Here is a 22,316-nt window from a genome sequence, read left to right as displayed (position 1 = left end):
ATAGTTCATTTACCTTTTTCAATAAGCAGGTTTTTCAAATGCATCAAACTGATGTTACTGAGCGCTCGCTCTTTTCGCTAAGCTGGCCGATTTTTATTGATATTCTTCTCCATCTGGCCACTTTATTAATTAATACTTATATGGTGAGCCATGTTTCTACTTCTTATCTGGCTGCCATGGCTGTAGGTAATCAGGTATTTGATCTGTTTATCACTATCTTCAACTTTATCAGTGTTGGTTGCAGTGTCGTTATTGCTCAATATATTGGTGCAGGCAAACGGGATAAAGCCAGCCAAGCGATCCATATTTCTATTGCATTCAACTTTTTGCTTGGGTTTAGCTGTGCGCTGATTACTATCTTCTTCGGCTATAAGATCTTGTATATCATGAATATGCCGGAACATCTGATGGAAGATGGTTTTAACTATCTGCACATTCTGGGTATCTGTCTTATCCCCGAAGCTATTTCGATTATTCTGGCTGCTTGTTTGCGGGTTTATGGGAAATCAAAACCGGCAATGTATGTTACTTTGATTGCTAACTTGCTGACAGTGCTAGGTAATATGATCGTCCTGTATGGTTTCTTCGGATTACCTAAATATGGTCTGGAAGGTGTCGCCTGGTCTACAGTCTTTGGCCGGATTGTTGCCGTGATCCTATTATTCTGTCTGCTCAGTTATGGCCTGAGGATCAAATTTACGCTGGCAGGTTTCCTACGCTGGTCACAGGGTATGTTGGGCAAAATCTTATATATCGGTTTACCCGCCGCGGGTGAAAACGTAGTGTGGATACTGCAATATATGGCGGCCATAGCATTCATTGGACTGATGGGTGAAATTCCACTGGCAGCACAAACACTCTATTTCCAGCTATCACTGTTTGTGATGTTATTTGGCATTGCCACCAGCATTGGTAACGAAATTATGGTTGGCCATCTGGTCGGTGCAAAGCGGTTTGAAGATGCTTATATTCGTGGCATTAATAGTCTGAAAATCGGCTGTATCGTCACTATTGGCGTGGTCACTGCTTTCTGGCTGCTCAGAATGCCGATTCTGCATTTTCTGACGCAAGATGAAGCCATTATCAAACTGTTGTTACCACTATTCTTGCTATCCGTTTTTCTGGAGCCAATCCGTACCGCAAATATTGTTATGGTGAACGCATTGCGTGCTTCCGGTGATGCTCGTTTCCCACTTTATGCAGCCATATTCTTTATGTGGTGTATTGCTATTCCAGTGGGGTACTTTTTAGGGATCAAAATGGAAATGGGCATTTTAGGTATCTGGATCGGTTTCTTCTGTGACGAATGGTTGCGTGGACTCACTAATATCTGGCGTTGGAAATCTAAAAAATGGCAAACTAAGCGACTCGATATTTGAATGATTAAAATAACTGTTCAGCCAGTCGCCTTAACGTAGTTTCTTCCCGTTAAACTCCCACAACAAGAGGTACCCAATAGGTGCCTCTTGTTGATTTAAAGTCATAAATAAACACTATCGCCAACGTCCAAAATAGTCAGCCATTAAAGAAAGCCAATTCTCAGAGGTTTCTCAGAAGCTGACTGGTACTATTATTGAATAATAACCTCAGGTTAATAAGCGAAATTCTATATTCTAAATGTTGCGATCAATATCATTGTAAATATACAACCATATAGAATCACCGATAAAATTATATTATAAATTATTTTTACCAACAATAAACTATTTTATAAAAACCGCCTATACAACATGCATATATACAATATAAAAAATAATTACACAGAATGAATAGCATGTAATTACATATTAATCATCTTTACTATTTTAAATTCTCGGTAATTATGTTTCCATTATAACTAAAATTAACCAACCTAATAAAACCAACCATTAATTACGTTTATTTTATATAAATCAGAATATATTATAATAATTACCTAAAAAACAGGTTTATATTATTGTTAATAATTAAAATATTAGATAAATAACACAAAACTTTCCTTGTCAACATTAGCAGAATTCATTTACGACATTCTCTATTCACCTCCCCTAAATTAACTCTTCTTAAGTAAACATAAGATTAATTGGCTGAACAAAGTTATCCAAATTGTTATATTTAGCTAATAACCTTATTGAGAAATTTTTTCTTTTCACTATTATGAATTAATGAATGGTTATTAAGCTCATTAAATTAACCCCTCTATTCTTGGGCATATTTATTGCGTTACAACTTGTAATTTCATTAATCACAAAACGTTATTAATTTTTAAATAATTAATTAGGATGCATTTAATGATAAGTAAGGAAATATTCGAGATATTTCCCTCTGTGGATATTGTTGACGGAATAGCAATGACATCGAATTCCGCAATTCGATTAACCCGAGGTGAAAGCCCAACATTACGGAGACCTTTAGGTACCCCGGCAGAAGTAGCACTAGCCTGGCAAAATGCCGGGGCAAAATGGATTCATGTTGTTGATCTTGATGCTGCGTCAGGACGTGGCTCAAACAGCCATCTTATTGCCGATGTCCTGGCAGCGGTCGATATTAACGTACAGGTCTGTGGCGGAATCAGAGATGAAACCATCTTGCGCAAAGTATTAGCAACTGGATGCCAGCGAGTTAATTTGGGGACCGCGGCATTAGAAAATCCAGATTGGTGTGCCCAAGCCATTGCAGAACATAGCGATAAGATCGCCATTGCTCTGGATGTAAAAAGCACATCGGAAGGCTATCAACTGGCGACGCATGGATGGAATGTCAGCAAAGGTAATCTCTGGGATCTCCTTGAGCGCCTCGACAAACAGGGTTGTCAGCGCTATGTCGTAACCGATGTTGAACGGGGGGGCATGATGAGTTCGCCAAATTTCACGCTATTACAGGAAGTCTGCGCGAAAACGTCATCACCCGTTATTGCCGGCGGTGGAGTATCGAGCCTGGATGATCTCCGCGCGTTAGCAGATCTGTCCACTATCGGTGTTGAAGGTGCCATTCTTGGTCAAGCTCTACATATTGGTAAGATTCCTCTCGAAGATGCCCTTGCTGCAACGCAATCATCGAGACGCTAGATATGCCTGAATATTTATCTCCTGCTTTGGATCTTCGCTCTATTGGTTTACTGGGTGAATTGCGTGGCGTGCCTGAAACACGCTATTTAACGAAAGAAGTGATGGCGCTGCCTGGCTTACTCACAGAGAAGCCAGTATTCGTCGGTTCCCGCGGTACTGCCTATTACGAACAAAAACCGTGTCACGAGCTACTGATGACGGCGAAATATTACACGGAATACATCTCTCAACTTGGATGTAGCGATAAGCTGTGTACTGCCCCATCAAAATATATATTGGCCGATCATAGTTTGGCAAAATTGCTCAGAATTGTTGATAGCTTATTAAGTTCTCCACAGACGGTTAACGAAGATATTGTGCCATTCATCGATGGGATCAAAGAGTGCGCTAAAGTCGTCAGTTCAACGCTGATGGGCACACCATTTACTTTTTCACCCTCGCCAATCCATGACCTGAAATTGCCGTTGGCTACGGAACACACAGTGCCCAGACCATTTATTGAAGGAGATAATCATCTGTTAACTTTGGCCGCAGCCCAAATTGACATATGCTCCAACTCCTCTGTTGTTGGCATCATGTTAGGAGGATCAGCGGCAGCCGCAGTCACAGCCGCAGCATGGAATAGTGAGCTCAATTTAGTGAAAGTTTCACGTTACGATGATACGTCTTGCAAGAGCAATCATCTCTGGGGGCGCAAAATTCCATCAGGGCGAACCGTGACAATTATTGATGATAATTGCGGAACAGGAGACACCTTACGTCAGGCAATCGATCTGGTCATGGCCCAAACCGGACAACGTCCAAAGGCCCGAGCGGTCGAACTACATTGGGAAAAATTATTACGTACTCGCGTTTATGGGCATGCTGATCGTGTATTCAACCCTGAAACTTTAGATGTCTTGACGCCTTGGTGTTTCAGACATCATAAAGTCCTGAATCGCTTAATTGATCAGCCTTTCTCCGATGATAAATATGCTCATACAACCACGGCGGATTGGGTTGCCCATTCATATAGTTTATTGTCCGTCCTTCATGACACCCTGACAGATTCAACATGGGCAGCCAAATTATTGCATTTTTTATTAAATCTAAAAGCACAAACACCACTGAATTATGAACAGCCAATTGATGCCTATAAGGCCCTGGCATATCAATGTTCTGAATGTTCGGTTCGCAAAAGTTAATTTGGAAAAGGGGAGTTAAATATGACAACAGCACATATTATTTGGGATTGGAATGGTACATTACTTAATGATGTCAACGTTTCATTGAGTGCAACCAATTTCGCATTGGCAGAAATTGGTATTGACCCTCTAACACTGGAACAATATCGGGAATATTATTGTGTTCCAGTACAAACTTTCTATAAACAAGTGATTGGCCGTGAACCTTCATCTTCTGAATGGTCAGTGATCGGAAAAACGTTTAATTTTCACTATCGGCCAGGTATTCAGAAAGCCAGTTTAACGGAAGGTGTGAGCCAACTCCTCGCTTCCCGCTACGAAACAGGTGCAACCCAATCATTATGTTCACTGATGGAGCATAATGAATTAGTCCCTATGCTTGATAATCATGGTATTGGCAAATTCTTTACCCAAATAGATGGTAGAAATACGCCATTATTGACAACCGGCAAATCAGAGCAGTTAGCTAACCATCTCAAAAAACTCAATGTTGCTCCCGAGCAAAGTGTGGTTATTGGAGACGCTACTGATGACGCAATTGCCGCATTAGCGGCAGGAACTCATGCCATTCTTTATACCGGAGGAACCCACAGTCGTGTCAGTCTTGAAACCGCGGGGGTTCCTATTGTTGATACATTAAGTGAAGCCCTATTAATAGCAGATTCTTTGGTCCATAAACAGTAATAAAGAAGCTGTTCAAAATAATCCAATAAGAAAGGGATCATTTATAACGGTGTATGAATAGATATTGATCACATGAGTTTTAAAAGAACAGCTTAGTATTTAAAAGCAGATTATTCATTTAAAAAAATCATCAAAGATGATGATTTAACTATTATTTTGAATAAGCCAATAGATAATTAAGGAATAGATTTATGTTAACGGCTGTAGTTGGACTCCAATTTGGAGATGAAGGTAAAGGAAAATTTGTTGACTATTTATCTGGCAACATCAATAACATTGCTCGATTTAATGGCGGCGCTAATGCAGGTCATTGTGTACAACATGGTAATCTAAGAGGCTCATTTTCCCAATTACCGGCTTCACTCAACAAAAAGAATTTATATATCTGCCAAGGCGCTTTAGTCAGTCTTCCCATTCTAGTTAAAGAGATCGATTTTATACAAAAAGAAAAAATTGATTCTAATATATTTATCGACCCGAGATGCCATATCGTCTTACCATTACATTCTGAGTTAAATAGAGCATCAGAAAAATACAAAGGTAAGCAGAAGATAGGTTCAGTTGGTGTCGGCGTCGGAGCCTGTGTTGAAGACAAAGCCAACCGTCATGGCATTCGGCTTATTGATACCCTTGATAAAGAAAAATTAAGAAGTAAATTAGAATTTCTTTGGAGTACCAGGGAAAAGCAGATTAAACATGTTTTTAATGCACAAACTACATTAGATTTTGAAGAGATGTTAGAAACAACGTATCAATATGGCAAGAGGATAGAACCCTATTTCACGTTCACTAATGAAGTTATCGGTGATTTACTTAATTCTGGAGAAGATGTTTTACTTGAAACATCACAAGCCACTTTCTTAGATAATAGTTTTGGTACTTATCCTTATACCGTGGCATATCAGACATTAGTGCAAACCTGCTTTGCAATGATAGGTATACCAGCACAAAAAATACATATTGTCGGTGTGATGAAATCTTATATGATCCGTGTAGGCAACGGTCCATTCCCCACTGAATTATCGACAGAACAGGCTGATTATATTCGAGAGCGTGGGAACGAATATGGTACCGTTTCAAAAAGGCCAAGGCGTTGTGGCTGGCTGGATTTATCCCTGATTAAACATGCGGTGAAACTCAATGGTGTAACAGAACTCGCCATAACGAATGTTGATGTTCTTGCTGGTTTGCATGAAATAAAGGTCGCTATTGCCTATGAAATTGATGATAAACTCGTCTGCTGTGATGATGCATTATTGCAGCTCAATAAAGCCAAACCTCTCTATAAGACATTTAAATCCTGGAGCGCACTTAACGCATCATATACAGATTTAACGGAGCTACCTATTGAGCTGATTGATTTCTTATCTTTTATTCAAGACTATGCGGGTGTCCCAATTAAGTATATTTCATATGGACCAGACAGGAATCAGACATTAGTAGCGAAATAAAAGCGTGGAGAAAATAATGATTAACTATGTAACAGGGTTTATGTTTTCCAAAGATAAAAAACATGTCTCACTAATTTCAAAATTACAACCCAGTTGGCAAAAAGGGAAACTCAATGGGATTGGTGGAAAAATAGAAGCGGGAGAAAGCCCCCAACAAGCCATGGCAAGGGAGTTTGCAGAAGAAGCTGGCATTGAAACACGTCCTGAAGAGTGGCGACTATTTACTGTCTTAACTCGTCCTGACGTTTATCAGGTAAATTTTCTCTATATGTATGATGATCGTGTCTATTCTGTCAATTCTATTGAAAAAGAGATCGTTAATATCTATGAAGCAAATTCATTACCCGATAATGTGATCTATAATTTACGTTGGTTGATCCCTATGGCGGCCGATGAGCATTTACGCTTCGATAAAGAAATAGAAATAACAGAAATGCGGGGTTAGATACGGTATCTAATTAACGTTTTAATAAAATAAACACCGAAGCACCTGCGCTTGAAATAGGTGCTTCTGTGAAATAGAAAACAACATCGTCACCAAACCATTTCGATAAATTCCCCAGCCTAAGCAGATGGCTCAACGAAGTTAATATCCGACCACACGGAAATAACCGCGACGGCCTTGGCTTGCCCGCCGGCACCGTCAGTCTTCAACAGAATCGGTACCACAGACAGTTGCGTTGAGGCGGTATAACTATCGTCCCCCAGCTTTACGTATCTCGCCGACTGCCCTGCACCTCGGTGCCCGGTACTGAGTGATAAGGGTTTATTGGCAAAATCGAAGAACGCGAAGGCGACCTGATCTATTGACGAGGCCAGCGCATGCGGTTTGCCCGGCACGAAGGGTCCATCGATCCGGTAGAGCAGGCGTGAATTTTGGAATACCGCGTCATCACCAGAACAGGTGCTGCTTATCCCGATCTGTCTGGCCGGTGCCAGTGGGTCTCCCGCCTGTTTACCGGCTCTTTTTACCGTTCCCCAATCCACCGATGAGGGCGTCAGGACAACCGCACAGGTGGACGGCTTTTTAACGGATGAAAGGATGACTGTGGTCCACAGGGGTTTCAGCCTCCCGTTAGAACCCGATATGGCGGCGGGAATCCAGCCGATCGCGCCCACTGACAGGGGACTGCCTCCTGCCTTCGCATTGAAATTGCCGTCACTGTCCGGGTAAATTGCGCCTGTCACGGTACGGACACTGACATCAACCAAGCCGTTAGCATCGGGAACACAGGGAATGTTAACGCCGGCACTCCGCCCTGTCAGACTGGCTGAGCGATACGTACCGGATAAACCGTGCGTCTGGCAAGAGAGTGAAGACTGCCCGATATCAACCATAAAGTCGCCGGATCGTCCCACTCGGACATGACTCGGTGACGACGAAGAGATTAATGGGTTCGTTCCAGATTCCACCGTGTAGGCCATAAACTGCGTTCCAGCCGGGACGCGACAGGTTGTCGACCAGTCAAGGGGGCCACTGGTGGTATAACCCACTATCTCATCACGTGAGTAATCACGTTTATCTTTGTTGTTTGGCACCGTGGCATAACCCGTAACATGACGAACCCTCTGTACCAGTTCAATCTCGCAGTCCTGATAACGCTCTGCCGCTTGAAGGGGCAAAGCAGTCAATAAAAAGAGCAGTGATATCCCCAAGCCTATGAGGGTTGGAACGGGGTTCTCTACATGACAGCCCCACAAACGTTCGGTGTTTAACATTCTTCTTCTCTCCAAATGACCCATCTGTTCAAATCGCTGACTTTAACTACCGGGATAACTTCGCTTTTGGTGGTGCCCACATGAAGTAACGCTTATAGACACACGGCATCTGCCTGCACCAGTTGCCCGGGGGTATCGGGCGGTACCTGATAACGAGTAGTGCATTGTTGCGCTGCCCCGTTTCCCCATTTGACTTTCACGCGACCGGCGGGAGGCATGCCGCTCAAATAAACTCGGCCGTTATCGCCCACAATGCCGCTGCCGGCCTGAGTGGCATTCTCTTCCAGCGTCGCGGTGGCACCAAAAGGTACCGGTTTGCCATGATGTATCAACGTCAACAGTAACTGGCTGCCTGAGCGAACCTGATAATTGGCCAGCGTGACTGCTCCCCTAGTCGGATAAACATTCTTGCTGGTCTGGTCAATATCGACCCCTTCCGGCAGGGTGGACGGGTCCAGATTGATGGTGTTTTTGTGGTAGACCGATCCGCCCGGCAGTACGGCGTAGCCACGCCAGTCGGTCTGCACGTTGCCGTCACCGACCGTCACCCCTTTCGCCCCGGGCGCGCGAACCAATACGGCTTCATCACCCAGTGAACGTGATAGCGTCATGCCGTAAGGATGGATTAGGAGAGCACCGGAAGCCCCGTAAGTGAAATGATGGCTATTAGTACTGTCGTTGTAGCCCAGATTAACGTTGCCCTGACTGCCCTGATAACTCAGAGACAAAGCCCGACTGTTTTGCTGGCCACGATTCCCCCAACCTTGCTGGAGGTTATAATTCAGGCAGTTATCCCATAACATGCCACTGATGCCGGTCTGCTGAGTCAGGTTACCCTGCGAGTCGCGCGAGGCCGTATAGCGGCTGTAAACGCCCCGTAGCGCCGACGATGATCCGAAGAGAGTGAGCGGGACCTGCATATTGAATGACAACTGACGATTCTCCGACCAGTTGCCTGCCCCTTCCATACGATAAATGTTATAACTCAGGTTATAGCTGATCCCCATTAGCATCGCGTTATAACCCAAATTCAGATTGTTGTCGGTACGGCCATTCCAATAATCGTTGCGCGTCCCGGAGGCGTAAAGACTGCCCCAACGTCCCAGCGTTTGATGCAAACTCAACTGCCAAGTGTTTTGACGTCGGTCAAGCGCCCACGGCACTTGATATTCATTCAGGCTGTACCCCATGCTGTTAACATCGCTAAAACTGTAATAATGCTGAGTGGAATAACGATAGGCGGCCAGATCAATGTTGGTGCCGGTACTGATCAAATTCTTGGCATATTTCACCCGATAAGCTTGACCCTGTTGCCAGCTATTTTCCTGTCCCTTAGCCCCTTGCAACTGGGCACGGGCAAACGTCACATCCGCAGACAGTGCGCCTAATGCCCCCAGTGACACGCCCGAGCCGAATACACCTGACTGATAATTGCCCGCGGCCAGCCCCCCGCCGTACAGGGTGATATTGTGTGGCAAACCATAGATCAGGCTGCCCAGCGCAAATACCGGGGAACGGCTGCCATCAGTGAGGTTGCCGCCGTGATATTGACCAGCCGTCAACTCATATTTAATGCCACCGGGACGCTGCATCATCGGGACAGATGAAGAGGCGAGGGTCGAGACACGGGAACTGCCATCTTCCTCTTTGACCGTGACCGTCAGGTCGCCAGAGTCCCCGGTAGTGTACAGGTCGGTGAAACGAAATGGCCCCGGCGCTACCGTGGTTTGATACACGGTATAACCATTCTGGGATACCGTCACCTGCGCATTGGAGCTCGCCACACCGGTTATCTCCGGGGCAAAACCGCGCTGACTTTCAGGCAACATCGCCTCCTCAGAAACCAATTTCATGCCACGCAACGGGATGCTGTCAAAAATATCCCCACCGGTATAGATTTCACCGGCCGTAAACTCACTGCGCAGTGACTGCACATCACGTTGCAGATAGGTATTACTCACCTGCCATTGGGTCTGCGTAGAGGGGGAAAAACCGGCGGGACCTCCGTTGCGCTGGCGATTGTAACTGTAAGTTTGCGTGCTACGCAGACGCCACGGCCCCAGATTCAATCCATTACGAAAAGAGGCAAACAGGTTACGGGAGCGTGATCCACCACCAGCCTTCTGACCGTCATAACGCCCTTCCGAACCATTGACGGTGTAGTTCATCAAAAAGGCCGGGATCCCGTTATCCCACAGTGATGGGTCAACCATCCCGGAATGGTGGGGCTGCATAGCTGCTTGAGGAACACTGAGGTCCAGACGTAAACGGGCGAAATCCAATATCGTGCTGGCGTGTGGGATCTGTTTCGTCAGATCCGTGATGGGGCTGTCACTCGCTTTTCCCTGGAAAGCCGGTAACCCACGAATATTGACCCCATACTCTTCGAGCTGTGCAACCGTTAATTCCGGTTGCAGATGATCATCCACCAATCTAAATTCAATCTCGCGATTATCCACCTTATTTTGGTTCATGTAGACATCCACCAGCTTGCTTTGGAGTCTGCGGCTTTTACCGCCGTCGTACCAATCCTAGCCAGCCCTACCTTAAGCGTGATGGCATTATCACCGGCTACTGCGGGGGCGAATTGGGGATCTTTTAGGTTAATTCCTGCATTTGGTGGTACAACCTTATCATTTAACGTCAGCAGAACCGCATGGTCGGCGATTGCCGTATTACCTGTAGTGTTAATAAGCTGAAAGTAATTATTGGATGCTGCTGTTGCGGTACCGGCAACCGTTAATTTAACGCTTTTCGAAGAACTCCACAGAGGGCATTTTTCCGTTTTAATCGTGACGAATTTTTGCGAGTTAGTTACGATTGCGCCACTTCCTAACGCAGTAAAATCAGATACCAACGCGGTGAGACTAACAGGCTCTATTGCTGCAAACTTACAAGTCTCCGCAGTCACTGAAGAGCTCACCGCCAAGGTGCCGGCACTCACTTCCTCCGCCATAGCCTGCGACATCCCCCCCAGACACAGTGCCGCTATCGCACAGGTCTTCAAAATTTGTTTTTTCATTTCATCGATTCCTTTTATCTATTCGATACTTTTTGCGTGAAACAACATCACGACAAGTTAAACAACCAGATCGCTAACGCGATGCGTTTTACTTGTCATTTGAGTTATTTTGTTTGCTGATTAACTTCTGAAGTTTGGTTCAACCGTCGATAACATATCGATTTCTGAGCGGGAAATATTGAGAGGCAGTTTGTTCCTTTTTTGAAACAATCAATTATTAGCTTTCGATATACTCAACATTAATACCTGAACGTTATGGTGTTGTGAGTATTTATTCCTTAATTAAATTACTATCTGAACTTTAATAACTTCTTCAAAAAGGGAGATGGATAAGAATGGACTCTTTAATTTGTGGTAATAACGTTGTGGTAATAACACGGCTAACGAATAAATCATAAAAGTGACCGTTCCGTCGGTCACGAAACTCAGCCATCAACGGGTTTATCGATCCCCCGATTGGCGTCGAGTTCAGTTAACATCCAAATTTACCCAATGTCGCTTCCGCAATAGGGATATATTGGTCTGTTAATTTATTGATGCTGTTATTGGTTGCCGGATAACTACAATCAAGGAAAAACCAGTTTATCGGTGTCTCCAATATTGAAGCGATCTGCACCAAATGGGATAAATTAATTCGGTTTATCCCTCTCTCATAACGTGAGAGTTGTTGCTGACTAATACCTATTTTTTCCGCCAATTTTACCGCGGTCATGCCCAACTCTTTCCTTCTTTTTTGAATACGCTTCCCTACTAATAGATGATCTTGTTTCATTTTCATCCCAGCCTTTAAATTAAAAAAACACCTTTTTTATGGCATCGCCAAAATTATTGTCCCTGATCCTGAGAAAGGTCCTGCCTCTACTCTGCCATTTTTTTGTAAAATTGATTTCACTGTAACGGGTACATTTCCTCCAGCCGGTACAAACACAGCCACACCATCTTCACCATTTTCCTCATTTAATAGCAATTTAGCTTTCAAGCTACCATCACTTCTTAAAGGGACTAATCCCCTATCAGGACCCGTCGCTGTCACGATAATCTCTATGTCTACATTACAGGTCACATTGATATTTTCCGCTCTGGTTGCGCCTTCCAGTTTTGCCTCATCAATACTACCGTAATTAAGTTCAACGGAGCCTTCTCTGACTTGACAAAATCCTATCGGTGGTGGTGCAACGCCACATAAAGATCCAGGTAATAATCTTCCATGAAAACCATTTTGATCGGTTTCATAAAATAGCCCGACACACTCCTGATGCGATCGAATCGCAGGGCCGAAATGTTTTGCAACGCCGGTGATCGGAAAACTGGTATATTTCAATATCTCCGCCTGCACTTGTTTCATTGTCTTAAATCTTTCCACCCGAGTATTAAATATCCTATAGGGCTGCCCTGAATAACCATCAGCAAAATGGCGATGGTTAACCGATATCCAACATGCAGAATAACCATAACAAGGATTTGGCGTAAAATCGTTTTCTTGATCCCAACGTTCAATGACAAAAGTATAATAGGCATTCGTAGGAACACCTTCGGATTTAGTGATATATGAAAATATTGATGCAGCCGCACTTGATGAAAACAGTGATAAAAATACCAGGCAAACAGAGAATAATTTTTTCATTTAAGCTACCTAATAAAGCTGGGCAAATTAGTCATAATTCAGATTAAATGTCGCAATCGCATGAAATGCGCCTCGCGTAATCGTCTGGTTAGCTAGCGCAGTGGGTTCTGCCTGCACATATGCTTGCAGTGCAATCAAGTTTTCACCCTCTTTTAACGGATAGGCATCTCCCTCTTTATTCAACGACAACCGTTTGCCTTCTGCCGTTTCTATACCAATGGCAATCCCAGCGGCTTGGCTCCCAGCACTTAACGCTAATAAGCCCGGCAATTGCGTATTTTCCATGCCACTGAATGTCAGTTTAATCGATTTGCCCACACTCATATCGCAACCAGATAATCTGAGCAGAAAAGGTTCGCTATGGGTCCTACCATGCAGATACAAATATTTTTCAGACATTGTTGCAAAATCGAGCTGGATATTCTCATCACCCGATTTAATCGTGCAAGGTTCTTTAACCAATGCACCGTGAAAACGCATATTATCCGCAGCCTGTACCCCTTGATGACTATAAACCGTGGCAGCAATAACCATAAAACCAACACGCAACACGAATAATTTTAAATATTTCATTAAGTTTCCTTTCACTGGTATTCCGCCAGCAATGTCGCCGTCACTTCAAATGCCCCTTCCGGCAACGTACTTCCTGGTTTTTTCACCGGCACCGCTTGTATTACCGGCTGTTTCTGTGATGTCACCGGAATACGCTCATTAAGGGTGAATGCTTTACCATCCAACGTCAGACGAATGCCTAAATCCGTAATATTGGTTTGCAACGCGGCGGCATCAAATGAGGTTGGTGGGCCAATCACTGTCAATCCTAAACTCCAACCTGAGATATTAGGCGCACATACCAACTGGTAATTCACGGGCTTGGTATAATTCACTCCGTCCACCTGATAGATGCCAACATTGTGACCAAAATAGACATCAATCATATTACCGTCATTAATAACGCAAGAAGGCGCTTCAAGCAGTGTGCCGTGAAACCACATATTATCGGCTGCCCGTCCCGGCATCACACTGATTAATCCCAAGCACGCACCCCAGAAAACACGATAGATCAAATAGTTCATTGCATGTCTCCCGTTCACTGGTATTCAACCATCATGGTCGCACCCGCGCCAAAGTCGCCGCCTTGCAATACCGCAGCCATATCTTTTACTGGCACCGCATGTAATTCAGGAAAATCAGGATAGTTAAATTTCATCCAGTCATTGACGGGCAATTTTCGTCCGTTATGAATGACAGCGATACCAAGCCCAGTGTGATTGGTTTGCAACACCGCTGGATCAAAACTGGCAGTGTTACCCGATATCATCATTTTCATTGCATTAGCTGGCATTTTTTCACATTTCACGGTGTATTTGACGGGTTGCATATAATTAACCCCATCAATCCGAGTAATCATCACGTCGCCAAAATCTACATCGATAGTATTGCCATTATTAATCACACAAGGTGGAGGTGCGATAACCACGCCGTAAATATTGACCGGTGTTTTACCCGAAAAATTGCTGACAGGTCTTGCTGCTATATTTCCCCTTGTTGTCAGCAAATCAGCCTGAGCATTTACACTCAACAAACAGCCAAGCAGTAATACGCTCCATTTTTTCTGCCTGCGATACTGTCTTTTTATTCGCAGAGAACACAGAGAAAGAGAACTCAGAGAATTAGTCATAATTCACCTGACAATGGTTGCCTGCACAACTAAAAGTTAATTGCGGCCGGCCACCATAATCATTGACATACGTCAGTACCGGCGCACTCCCTAATGCCCCTGCACTACCACTCAGCACCGCGTTACTTTTGGGCGCGATCATCAATGGCTTAAAGTCCGCCACCGTTTTACCCTTAAGCTGGCTTACCGCATCCACCACGGTGATGTAATAGGGCGTCGGGTTGTTCACCTGATATCGGTCCCCCTGACGCGTCAAAGTCATCTTCTCTTGCCACGGATTATCCAAATCGGTACGGCTGGCAAAAATGGCTTTCGGACGATAGAACAGTTTGATCCGGGTTTGTAGCGCAATCTGCAAGGTATTCGGTTTCTTGCTGCGTGGCGGAATTTCACGCAAATTAAAATAGAACAAGCTTTCCCGATCTTGGGGTAACTGTGCGATTGTTGGCAGTGACTCTATTTTCACCTGGCTCTTAGCACCCGGTTCCACCCGCTGCACCGGTGGTGTCACCACTAACGGACCATTGATTTTGTTACCCTGCTCATCTTCTATCCATCCCTGCGCCAGATACGGCAACTCTTTGTTCTGGTTGCTAATATCCATACTGGTGGATTTGTCCTCACCGTTAAACACGACGCGGGTACGATCCAGCGCAATCGCCGCCATTGCCTCACTGATCACCGACAGACTTAGGATAGCGATCGCGACTACATTGATTGTCTTCTTCAATTTCATGCTCTCAATTACTCATTCTTAGAATAATCATTACAGGTCACCGCGATACACTTCGGTGACAGCAACAAGGTTTTTACTCTGCCAGTCAATGAAAGTTATGGCTGTTTATTGCCGTCGGCTAACTGGCAGAGCAGTAATAACGAAGCCATCTCTTCTACTTTTGGTAATTGATGTGGCAGCTCAATCACACATTGCAATTCCCCATCCCAACGCACATCCAGTTTCTCTCCCGGATTTATCCCACTCAGGTAGGTGTTCCCACCATCACTGACGATACCGATCTCCCGTTGATCCTTATTCAGTACCGTTGCCCCAAACGGCGGCGTGCTACCATCCGGCAAGCGGATCATACCCATCGCTTTTTCACCGGATATCACTTGGAATTTACGATAACCTATCGCCCCTTCCGTCAGCGTCGCTTGTTGTACCGACCGGATTGCCTCCACATTGTCCGGCAGTTTGTTCAAATCAATACTCGCACTGTTACGGTAATAGTTGTTCACATCAGAGATCACCGCTTTACCGAACATATTGGTATGGGTAATCGCGCCAAAGCCTTTCACCGGTACGCCACCGACACCATCGGTATCCACCATCAAACGGGTGGTACCCGGCATATTAATGCGATGCAATGCCGCGCCTTTCGGCGTCACGGTCATCCCCCCCTGAATAGAAAGCGCCGCCGTGGTATAACGCCCATCCTGATAACTTGCACTGGTCGTTAGTTGAGCACGATCGCCGTAATGGGTTAAATAACCGTTAGCCGCGGCCTTGCCATCAATACTGGTGCCAGCCGCTAAACGATAGTTACTGTTTTCATTAATCCGGTCGTAATAACCTACCGTGTGGGAGTTACCTTCCCGGTTGACCATTGCGTTATAACTGACCGTTCCTGAATTACCCCACGGCAGGGATAATGTCATATACATCCCGTCGTCATTTTTACCTTCATATTTATTACGGTAAGCAGACAGATTCAGGTTAATGTTCTTATAACTGCCAATATCAAAATAACGTGATATCGATAAGTTATAGCGATCGTTATTCGAACGGTTCCAATAAGTCTGGTGGCTGTAATTTAAGTAGATACTGGTACCAATATGCGTAAACTGCTTATTCAACATAATGGTGTAAAGTTCTTTATTACTCTCCGCATCACCATCGTGATAACGGCGATCCAGATACTGGCTCATGCTCATAAAGTCACGTTCCGAGAAACGGTAACCGGCAAAAGTCACCTGACTGTCATACTCCTCAAAACGCTTGGAATAACTGAGACGATAAGAGCCACCAGTCAACGTTTGGTCCTCAGCCGGTAAATGGGCGCGGGATTCAGTGACATCAAAGGAAAGAGCGCCAAAGACCATCAGATCACGCCCAACCCCCAATGACAACGCGTTATAATTCCCGGCCCCCAATATCCCACCGTACAGCGACCAACCATTGTTTATTCCCCAGGAAAACTCACCAATACCAAAGCCCGATCCCTCGCTGTGATGTTTCCAGTTAGTCGGCTTACCCGCCGCCAGTTTGTACTGAACCCGGCCCGGACGAGTTAAATAGGGAATATTCGCAGTATCGATCTGAAATTCCTGTAAACCGCCATCCTGCTCCTCTACCCGCACATCCAGTTTGCCGCTCACTGCATCATTGATGTCCTGAATACGGAATGGACCTGGCGCAACTTGGGTCTCATACAACACCCGCCCCTGCTGACGAATAGTCACTCTGGCATTGGTTTTCGCTACCCCCGTCACCTCTGGCGCATAGCCTCGCAGGTTCGGAGGCAACATATTGTCATCCGTCACCAAACTCAAACCGGTAAAACGGAAGCTGTCAAAGATATCTGAATTAAGGTAATCCTCACCCAACGTTAGCTTAGCCTGCCAATGTGGTATTGCCCGGTACAAGTAATAACGGCTCCAATCCCAGTTTTTTTCTGTGCTCCCTGCCCGCCCCGTGACGTGGTTATACTGTGATTGCCAGTCTGCCCGCAGGCGCCACGCCCCAAAATTTATCCCAGTCGTACCATTAGCACTGACATTCTGATTTTCACTTCCCTTCGCCGGCTTAGAGATCTGAGCATTGACGTTATAATCAAACATCATTCCGAAAATCCCCTCATCCCAACGTGACGGCGGGTCCCAGTCTGGTGAGTTATATTCGAGATAGGCTTGAGGCACACTCAGGTATAACGTGTCACTGCTCAGATCACCGCGCACTGTCATGCCAGGCAGCGTTTTAGTCTCCAGACACTGGTTATTGTTCCACCAGGTCATCTTTGATTCCCATTCCGCCCGCAGCCCCAACTGCTTGACCAGCTCAGGCGGCAAACACGCCACACTCCCCTTCGGATCATCCGGTGGTACCATAAAAGTCACCGGCATCTCCGGCAGTTCGCTTTTATTCAGACGCACCGCCATCTGATAATTCCCCGGCATGATATAACCCGCGCGGGAAAACTCTTTTAAATTAATCCGAGAACGATCCTGAACATCCAACACGTCCGTATTAAATTCAATTTCCTCTTCCGCATACACCGCATGAGTACCCATTAAAGCAAGCAGTACCGAAACAATAAGAGGTTTCAGGACACACCGAACCGAGACCACCCTGTCATATTCAGTGGTCAAACCCAAAAACAAAGCCATAACATTCCCAGATCGATGATTAGTGATAATCCAGCCTGAACCGAACCGTGGTTCGATACTGCCCCGCTTGCAATAACTGGTGATTACCCACCAATCGCATCACGTAATTAAGCTTCATCTGCTCTGCCTGTAAGTCCCCCACCGGTAGTGGAGCTCCCGGATACGCCTGATTGCCGTATATGTCTGTAATTTGTAACGCCACTCCTTGAGCCACACCAGATAACCGGAAATTGTTCCCATCCGGCACGCCATCAAACATCACCTGAAAGTGGCGCCAATCGGGTTTACCCAAGGCGGCAGAAGTCAGTACACAGTTAATCAAACGGATGGAAAAGGGGCGCACGGCTCCCTGTCCGTCATGTATCATCCGGCTTACCGGGATCGTGGCTAACTCAATCGTCTGGTCACGGCTACCTGCATCAATCGCACAGGCCGTATCAATGATGGTGCCTTGCATGCTAACGCGACCATATCCTTGCGTTCCTTGTGGAGCAGCCGTTTCAGCTTCAATAACACAGGAAAACATTAACAGGCAGGGCACTACAACAACGGCAGAATATCGGCTCATGACTTCTCTCCAGCTAAACTTATTCAAAACTTTTGATTAGGAAACGCCCGCCTCCTTGTAAGCGTTTCCGTGCATGAAAAGACTTATTGGTAAGTCAGCTGGAAGTTGGCAATGCCGGTGAAATTACCCGGAACAACGGCATCAGGTGAAGTATCACCCTGAAGATAAGCAGCAAAATGCAGATCATTATTACCATCATGCAGAGCTACAGCCGGTGAGGGGGTACCTAGTTTGATTTTGTTACCGCCCGCATCAGTGATCGCAATACCCGCACCTTTAGCAATTCCTTCGATACCCAGCAAACCATCACCGCCGGCGATGCTAGATTTGGCGCCAACAAACGTCGTGGTGACTGTACTTATCGTTTCAGTCGTACAGTTATCTAAAGAAATTTTGAATGGCGTGGAAGAAGAACGGCCACCGTTTTTCAAAGATGCGCTAGAAATAGAGCCCATCGGTACTACCTGATCAACCGTTTCCGGGGTGATAGAACAAGGCGCATCAGTAATAGACCCGGTAAAAGTCACCGTTCCGTGACCTTGGCTAGGATTCGCTGCATTTACCGAACCCGCAGCCAAAACCACACCTAACCCCAGGGCCATAACCAATTTATTCAATCTCATGTGAACTAATTCCTTGAATTTAAGGATAAAATACCCATAACCATAAAAAAATAACCGTGCAGGACTCCAGCCCCATGCACCTGATATTCAGCGCAAAATAGTTTAAAAATCTCGGATTAATATTTTCTAAACCAAACAAAATGCACCAAACTGTTTTTTTCAGTCAAAAAAACTAAGAATGCATGATATTTCGGAGTTAATATTCTAAAAAAGACATTAATTTGAACTTATAATCTAATTAATGAATTAATATTTGATTGAATTCAGATGAACCCACTAATTTTTTACAATAATTTGATGGTAAAGTATGAAAAATAGTAAAAAATAATGAAAAAAATCCATATATTATAAATAGTTAAAGATTAGCAATTTTGAATTACACAAAATTTGACTTAATCAGTCGTTTTATAGGAACATATTTACAGTTTGGTGCATTCTGTTTAGTTTCTTTTTGTTGTTAAATAATTTCCAAATATATAATTGCAAAGCTTACAAGCTGATATTTTCTATTAAAAAATGGCTATTTATAACTATCTAAAAACGGTATTTATAGATTTTTGCTAAAATAAATAGCGTTATCAGCTAATAATTTTATAAAAGTTCTATTAATTGATATATTCCGGTAGATTAATATTATTTCTCTACCTATAACTATCCGCCCCAATTTCACAGGAATTATTTTCATGAAGAAACGTAAGTTTTTAACCAGATATGAAATTAATGCGATTTTAGAAAAAGCACGTCAAGGATATCATGCCGAGCGAGATTATTGCATGCTACTAATGTGCTTCATTCATGGATTTAGAGTGAGCGAGTTATGCAATCTAACGTTATCCGATCTTGATCTTAACTCAGAAATTATTCATGTCAGACGATTAAAAGGGGGATTATCAACAACACATCCACTAATACCAGAAGAAATTAAAGCTTTAAATCAATGGTTTAATATTAGAAAGAGTTGGAGAGAATCAGATACAGAGTGGGTCTTTTTATCACAAAAATCAGGTGCTATTTCACGCCAACAAGTTTATGGTTTATTAAAGCGTTATGGCAAACAAGCATTAGTCAATATTTCACCTCATCCACATATGTTAAGACATTCCTGTGGTTATGCTCTCGCTGATTTAGGAAGAGATACACGCCTTATTCAAGATTATCTCGGCCATCGAAATATATCCCATACCGTTATTTACACCGCAAGCAATGTAAAACGATTTTTCAAAATATGGGAGGCTCCTGCAAAAGGACTCGATTAATTTCAATATCTCTTTTCTATGTAAGACATGTAGTATGAGAAACTATTTCTCTCTGAAACAAAAAAATCATCCAATCATTCGATTATAAAAATCCTTGTCCATATACTGATGAGGGTTTTTATCCGATAAAATGGTTATTCACATGATAAGATCTACCCATTATTTCTTATAATTACTTTTAAAATAATTTTCTTGAAAATTAAAAGATAAAACAATTAAATAAAAACGTGTATTTAATGAGAGTTTTAATAATAAATTCCATTATTACATGAATGGATACTTTCTCAGGAATGAAGAAAATAAAATCACTGGAAATTATACCCTGTTTTCCAGTGATAGCCTGCTGACTTTTAATATTTCATGGTTGATTTATTAAATTTTCAGGTAATGTCAAATTTAATCAACTATTTGGATATTTGGAGAATGAGCGAGATAGCCAACAAGATTACCAATATTGTCTTTAACATTCCATCTTTCAAAAATGGATATATACCATGAATATTTGGCTGTACCTGGAGTACGTAATTTAGATCCTTGATTGAAAATATTACGAGTTTCCAGCACTACAGGATAGTCTTGGTTAGTCCCTAACGTTGCCTCTTTACTTGGGGCCGCAACTTGAGATACAGCCGAAGTTAGAGTTGGTGGCGAAACTAGTGATTGGGCACCTACTCCTGCCATATGATATAGAAATACCTGATCATCAAATTGAGCCGATAAAGTTGAAGCCCGCCATCTAATTATATCCCCTACCTTACCTTGAATTAAAAGTGTACCTTGAGCATTATTTTTGGGAACATAGATATTATTTTGAGAGGTAATGTAATAAATGTATTTATCATCCATTACCGTTGGTTTGCCAGAGTCCTTACTAATAGAATTGCCGAGATCATTTATGATAGCTTTTACATCAACAATAGCAAGAACATCAATCAATTGTACACCAACAATGGACCTTGCATCATCCAGTTCTGTATATTCAATATTATTCATAATACTATTCCTATTTTTATATATTAATTTTCTAAATATTTAGTCATCTAGAACTCTAATGAAAGGATCATGACAGACATATCCAATGAGTTGTTTTTTACGATATATTTTTATATACCAAGTATATTGACCGTACCCCTCTCTTTGAGCTGTTGATTGATGATAATATCGTGTTATTAGTCCACCATGACTTTCTCCATCTCTTTTATATACCACACTATTGATATTATTATTATCAGCCTTAGCCAAATAAGGAATAGAAATATCACCATAATCAAGTTGCGGTAATGTTATAAGCGTAACATCATTACCACTAATCGCGGTTCCTTTCATGTGGCATAAAAGTACTGTATATTCAAATTGCTGTGTCAAAGACATTGGCCTCCATCTAATGTCATCAGCAACATTGACTGTTATCTCCAACTCTCCTTGAGCATTATTTTTAGGAGCATAAAGATTCCCAGTACTTGTTATATAATAAAAGTAATTATTAGATACCACTTTCGCAGTTTCTAATGTTTGTGATTTACTTAAATCATAATGACTAACGATAGCTTCTGCATCGACACAAATCAGAATATCTACAACTTGATATCTAGAACTCTCTATAGCGTCACTCATTATCTATTCTCCTTCACAATAAGGTGTTAGATTGTTTAACAATCATCTTTTATATTAATAATTAAGATCAAAAAAACCACTAATATAAATCATAGTTTTTAAAATAAAATTACTTGTATTTTTACAATAACTTTTCAACATATAAATAAAATTCATATTAATATTGAATCACAAAATTATTATTTTTAGTATTAAATCACAATTTGTAAACATCAGTAATTCAACATTTTCTTTTGCGTTAAAGTGATACTTTCCTGATATTTAACTATGCTCCCGGGGATTCGCTCCCTTGCCGTCGCGATGCAACTTGAAATCCATAGGGTATATATCCTTCATTCCGCACCTAATTCAGGAATAAACCGCTTTATATTGTACGCCTAATAAACTCAAAAGCTCATGGTGGTAAGATTGCATTCCTGTCACCATTTTATGTTCTTGAAATTCAAAGGTGCTGAT

21 protein-coding genes are annotated in these 22,316 nt (G+C 43.1%); 7 read left to right on the top strand and 14 right to left on the bottom strand.

All coding sequences use genetic code 11. From position 1 onward, the window contains the following. Positions 1-38 precede the first annotated feature (38 nt). The 6 genes from CKY02_RS16995 (at position 39) to CKY02_RS16970 (ending at position 6,811) form a co-directional block, all read left to right on the top strand. Entirely contained in the window at positions 39-1,379 is a 1,341-nt protein-coding gene (locus CKY02_RS16995; protein WP_112896213.1) for an MATE family efflux transporter, read from the top strand. Between the two features lie 882 nt (positions 1,380-2,261). Further along, positions 2,262-3,047 carry a HisA/HisF-related TIM barrel protein gene (locus tag CKY02_RS16990; RefSeq protein ID WP_338047388.1) on the top strand — a complete coding sequence of 262 codons (786 nt, stop codon included), beginning with the start codon at positions 2,262-2,264 and terminating at the stop codon, positions 3,045-3,047. Positions 3,048-3,049: 2 nt separating this feature from the next. After that, positions 3,050-4,231 carry a phosphoribosyltransferase gene (locus tag CKY02_RS16985; protein WP_112896211.1) on the top strand — a complete coding sequence of 394 codons (1,182 nt, stop codon included), beginning with the start codon at positions 3,050-3,052 and terminating at the stop codon, positions 4,229-4,231. Between the two features lie 21 nt (positions 4,232-4,252). Then, positions 4,253-4,915 (top strand): HAD family hydrolase, encoded by a 663-nt coding sequence (locus CKY02_RS16980; protein WP_112896210.1) that lies wholly within the window; start codon positions 4,253-4,255, stop codon positions 4,913-4,915. 191 nt (positions 4,916-5,106) lie between these two features. Then, positions 5,107-6,366 carry an adenylosuccinate synthase gene (locus tag CKY02_RS16975; protein ID WP_112896209.1) on the top strand — a complete coding sequence of 420 codons (1,260 nt, stop codon included), beginning with the start codon at positions 5,107-5,109 and terminating at the stop codon, positions 6,364-6,366. A gap of 16 nt (positions 6,367-6,382) precedes the next feature. Beyond that, on the top strand, positions 6,383-6,811 hold the full coding sequence (locus CKY02_RS16970) for an NUDIX domain-containing protein (protein ID WP_011145167.1): 429 nt from the start codon (positions 6,383-6,385) through the stop codon (positions 6,809-6,811). 119 nt (positions 6,812-6,930) lie between these two features. Here the strand turns inward: CKY02_RS16970 and CKY02_RS16965 are convergent, their stop codons facing one another. The 12 genes from CKY02_RS16965 to CKY02_RS16910 form a co-directional block, all read right to left on the bottom strand. Continuing rightward, complete coding sequence (locus CKY02_RS16965) at positions 6,931-7,998, bottom strand: DUF1120 domain-containing protein (protein ID WP_240002073.1); 1,068 nt, start codon at positions 7,996-7,998, stop codon at positions 6,931-6,933. A gap of 179 nt (positions 7,999-8,177) precedes the next feature. Then, positions 8,178-10,559: a fimbria/pilus outer membrane usher protein gene (locus tag CKY02_RS16960; RefSeq protein ID WP_240002072.1), complete on the bottom strand. Its 2,382-nt coding sequence runs from the start codon at positions 10,557-10,559 to the stop codon at positions 8,178-8,180. Continuing rightward, positions 10,556-11,107, bottom strand: a complete 552-nt coding sequence (locus tag CKY02_RS16955; RefSeq protein WP_112896207.1) for a fimbrial protein — start codon at positions 11,105-11,107, stop codon at positions 10,556-10,558. The genes CKY02_RS16960 and CKY02_RS16955 overlap by 4 nt, the downstream gene beginning before the upstream one ends. A gap of 472 nt (positions 11,108-11,579) precedes the next feature. Next, positions 11,580-11,885 (bottom strand): helix-turn-helix domain-containing protein, encoded by a 306-nt coding sequence (locus CKY02_RS16950; RefSeq protein WP_058589287.1) that lies wholly within the window; start codon positions 11,883-11,885, stop codon positions 11,580-11,582. Positions 11,886-11,915: 30 nt separating this feature from the next. Beyond that, a complete protein-coding gene (locus tag CKY02_RS16945) occupies positions 11,916-12,731 on the bottom strand; it encodes an MrpH family fimbial adhesin (RefSeq protein ID WP_112896206.1) in 816 nt (271 codons plus the stop codon). A gap of 27 nt (positions 12,732-12,758) precedes the next feature. Beyond that, positions 12,759-13,304, bottom strand: coding sequence for a fimbrial protein (locus CKY02_RS16940; protein ID WP_112896205.1), 546 nt, complete (start codon positions 13,302-13,304; stop codon positions 12,759-12,761). A gap of 11 nt (positions 13,305-13,315) precedes the next feature. Continuing rightward, entirely contained in the window at positions 13,316-13,807 is a 492-nt protein-coding gene (locus CKY02_RS16935) for a fimbrial protein (protein ID WP_112877084.1), read from the bottom strand. 14 nt (positions 13,808-13,821) lie between these two features. Further along, entirely contained in the window at positions 13,822-14,412 is a 591-nt protein-coding gene (locus CKY02_RS16930) for a fimbrial protein (RefSeq protein ID WP_112896204.1), read from the bottom strand. Beyond that, positions 14,405-15,148 (bottom strand): fimbria/pilus periplasmic chaperone, encoded by a 744-nt coding sequence (locus CKY02_RS16925; protein ID WP_112896203.1) that lies wholly within the window; start codon positions 15,146-15,148, stop codon positions 14,405-14,407. The genes CKY02_RS16930 and CKY02_RS16925 overlap by 8 nt, the downstream gene beginning before the upstream one ends. Positions 15,149-15,243: 95 nt before the next feature. Beyond that, positions 15,244-17,799 (bottom strand): outer membrane usher protein, encoded by a 2,556-nt coding sequence (locus CKY02_RS16920; RefSeq protein ID WP_112896202.1) that lies wholly within the window; start codon positions 17,797-17,799, stop codon positions 15,244-15,246. A 19-nt stretch (positions 17,800-17,818) separates the two neighbouring features. Continuing rightward, positions 17,819-18,367, bottom strand: coding sequence for a fimbrial protein (locus CKY02_RS16915; protein ID WP_112896201.1), 549 nt, complete (start codon positions 18,365-18,367; stop codon positions 17,819-17,821). 83 nt (positions 18,368-18,450) lie between these two features. After that, on the bottom strand, positions 18,451-18,990 hold the full coding sequence (locus CKY02_RS16910) for a fimbrial protein (RefSeq protein ID WP_112896200.1): 540 nt from the start codon (positions 18,988-18,990) through the stop codon (positions 18,451-18,453). A 683-nt stretch (positions 18,991-19,673) separates the two neighbouring features. Here CKY02_RS16910 and CKY02_RS16905 point away from each other — a divergent pair. Then, the gene (locus CKY02_RS16905; RefSeq protein ID WP_112896199.1) at positions 19,674-20,246 is read left to right on the top strand and encodes a tyrosine-type DNA invertase; all 573 of its coding nucleotides are present in this window, start codon (positions 19,674-19,676) and stop codon (positions 20,244-20,246) included. A gap of 396 nt (positions 20,247-20,642) precedes the next feature. On the opposite strand, the gene CKY02_RS16900 is transcribed toward CKY02_RS16905, so the two are convergent. Then, entirely contained in the window at positions 20,643-21,239 is a 597-nt protein-coding gene (locus tag CKY02_RS16900) for an AidA/PixA family protein (RefSeq protein WP_112896198.1), read from the bottom strand. A gap of 39 nt (positions 21,240-21,278) precedes the next feature. Beyond that, the gene (locus tag CKY02_RS16895; protein WP_112877093.1) at positions 21,279-21,860 is read right to left on the bottom strand and encodes an AidA/PixA family protein; all 582 of its coding nucleotides are present in this window, start codon (positions 21,858-21,860) and stop codon (positions 21,279-21,281) included. Positions 21,861-22,316: the final 456 nt, after the last annotated feature.

Source organism: Photorhabdus bodei (genome assembly GCF_003287735.1).
GTDB lineage: Bacteria > Pseudomonadota > Gammaproteobacteria > Enterobacterales > Enterobacteriaceae > Photorhabdus > Photorhabdus kayaii.
Note: the sequence above shows the minus strand (reverse complement) of the source record. Positions and strands in the feature narration are given on the sequence as shown.

What these genes read in the sequence shown, in the direction of transcription:
- CKY02_RS16940 (WP_112896205.1), bottom strand. Translation starts at nt 13,304, where the DNA reads ATGAAATATTTAAAATTATTCGTGTTGCGTGTTGGTTTTATGGTTATT.
- CKY02_RS16900 (WP_112896198.1), bottom strand. Translation starts at nt 21,239, where the DNA reads ATGAATAATATTGAATATACAGAACTGGATGATGCAAGGTCCATTGTT.
- CKY02_RS16980 (WP_112896210.1), top strand. Translation starts at nt 4,253, where the DNA reads ATGACAACAGCACATATTATTTGGGATTGGAATGGTACATTACTTAAT.
- CKY02_RS16950 (WP_058589287.1), bottom strand. Translation starts at nt 11,885, where the DNA reads ATGAAAATGAAACAAGATCATCTATTAGTAGGGAAGCGTATTCAAAAA.
- CKY02_RS16925 (WP_112896203.1), bottom strand. Translation starts at nt 15,148, where the DNA reads ATGAAATTGAAGAAGACAATCAATGTAGTCGCGATCGCTATCCTAAGT.
- CKY02_RS16985 (WP_112896211.1), top strand. Translation starts at nt 3,050, where the DNA reads ATGCCTGAATATTTATCTCCTGCTTTGGATCTTCGCTCTATTGGTTTA.
- CKY02_RS16970 (WP_011145167.1), top strand. Translation starts at nt 6,383, where the DNA reads ATGATTAACTATGTAACAGGGTTTATGTTTTCCAAAGATAAAAAACAT.
- CKY02_RS16995 (WP_112896213.1), top strand. Translation starts at nt 39, where the DNA reads ATGCATCAAACTGATGTTACTGAGCGCTCGCTCTTTTCGCTAAGCTGG.
- CKY02_RS16935 (WP_112877084.1), bottom strand. Translation starts at nt 13,807, where the DNA reads ATGAACTATTTGATCTATCGTGTTTTCTGGGGTGCGTGCTTGGGATTA.
- CKY02_RS16930 (WP_112896204.1), bottom strand. Translation starts at nt 14,412, where the DNA reads ATGACTAATTCTCTGAGTTCTCTTTCTCTGTGTTCTCTGCGAATAAAA.
- CKY02_RS16910 (WP_112896200.1), bottom strand. Translation starts at nt 18,990, where the DNA reads ATGAGATTGAATAAATTGGTTATGGCCCTGGGGTTAGGTGTGGTTTTG.
- CKY02_RS16975 (WP_112896209.1), top strand. Translation starts at nt 5,107, where the DNA reads ATGTTAACGGCTGTAGTTGGACTCCAATTTGGAGATGAAGGTAAAGGA.
- CKY02_RS16895 (WP_112877093.1), bottom strand. Translation starts at nt 21,860, where the DNA reads ATGAGTGACGCTATAGAGAGTTCTAGATATCAAGTTGTAGATATTCTG.
- CKY02_RS16960 (WP_240002072.1), bottom strand. Translation starts at nt 10,559, where the DNA reads ATGAACCAAAATAAGGTGGATAATCGCGAGATTGAATTTAGATTGGTG.
- CKY02_RS16990 (WP_338047388.1), top strand. Translation starts at nt 2,262, where the DNA reads ATGCATTTAATGATAAGTAAGGAAATATTCGAGATATTTCCCTCTGTG.
- CKY02_RS16905 (WP_112896199.1), top strand. Translation starts at nt 19,674, where the DNA reads ATGAAGAAACGTAAGTTTTTAACCAGATATGAAATTAATGCGATTTTA.
- CKY02_RS16945 (WP_112896206.1), bottom strand. Translation starts at nt 12,731, where the DNA reads ATGAAAAAATTATTCTCTGTTTGCCTGGTATTTTTATCACTGTTTTCA.
- CKY02_RS16920 (WP_112896202.1), bottom strand. Translation starts at nt 17,799, where the DNA reads ATGGCTTTGTTTTTGGGTTTGACCACTGAATATGACAGGGTGGTCTCG.
- CKY02_RS16915 (WP_112896201.1), bottom strand. Translation starts at nt 18,367, where the DNA reads ATGAGCCGATATTCTGCCGTTGTTGTAGTGCCCTGCCTGTTAATGTTT.
- CKY02_RS16955 (WP_112896207.1), bottom strand. Translation starts at nt 11,107, where the DNA reads ATGAAAAAACAAATTTTGAAGACCTGTGCGATAGCGGCACTGTGTCTG.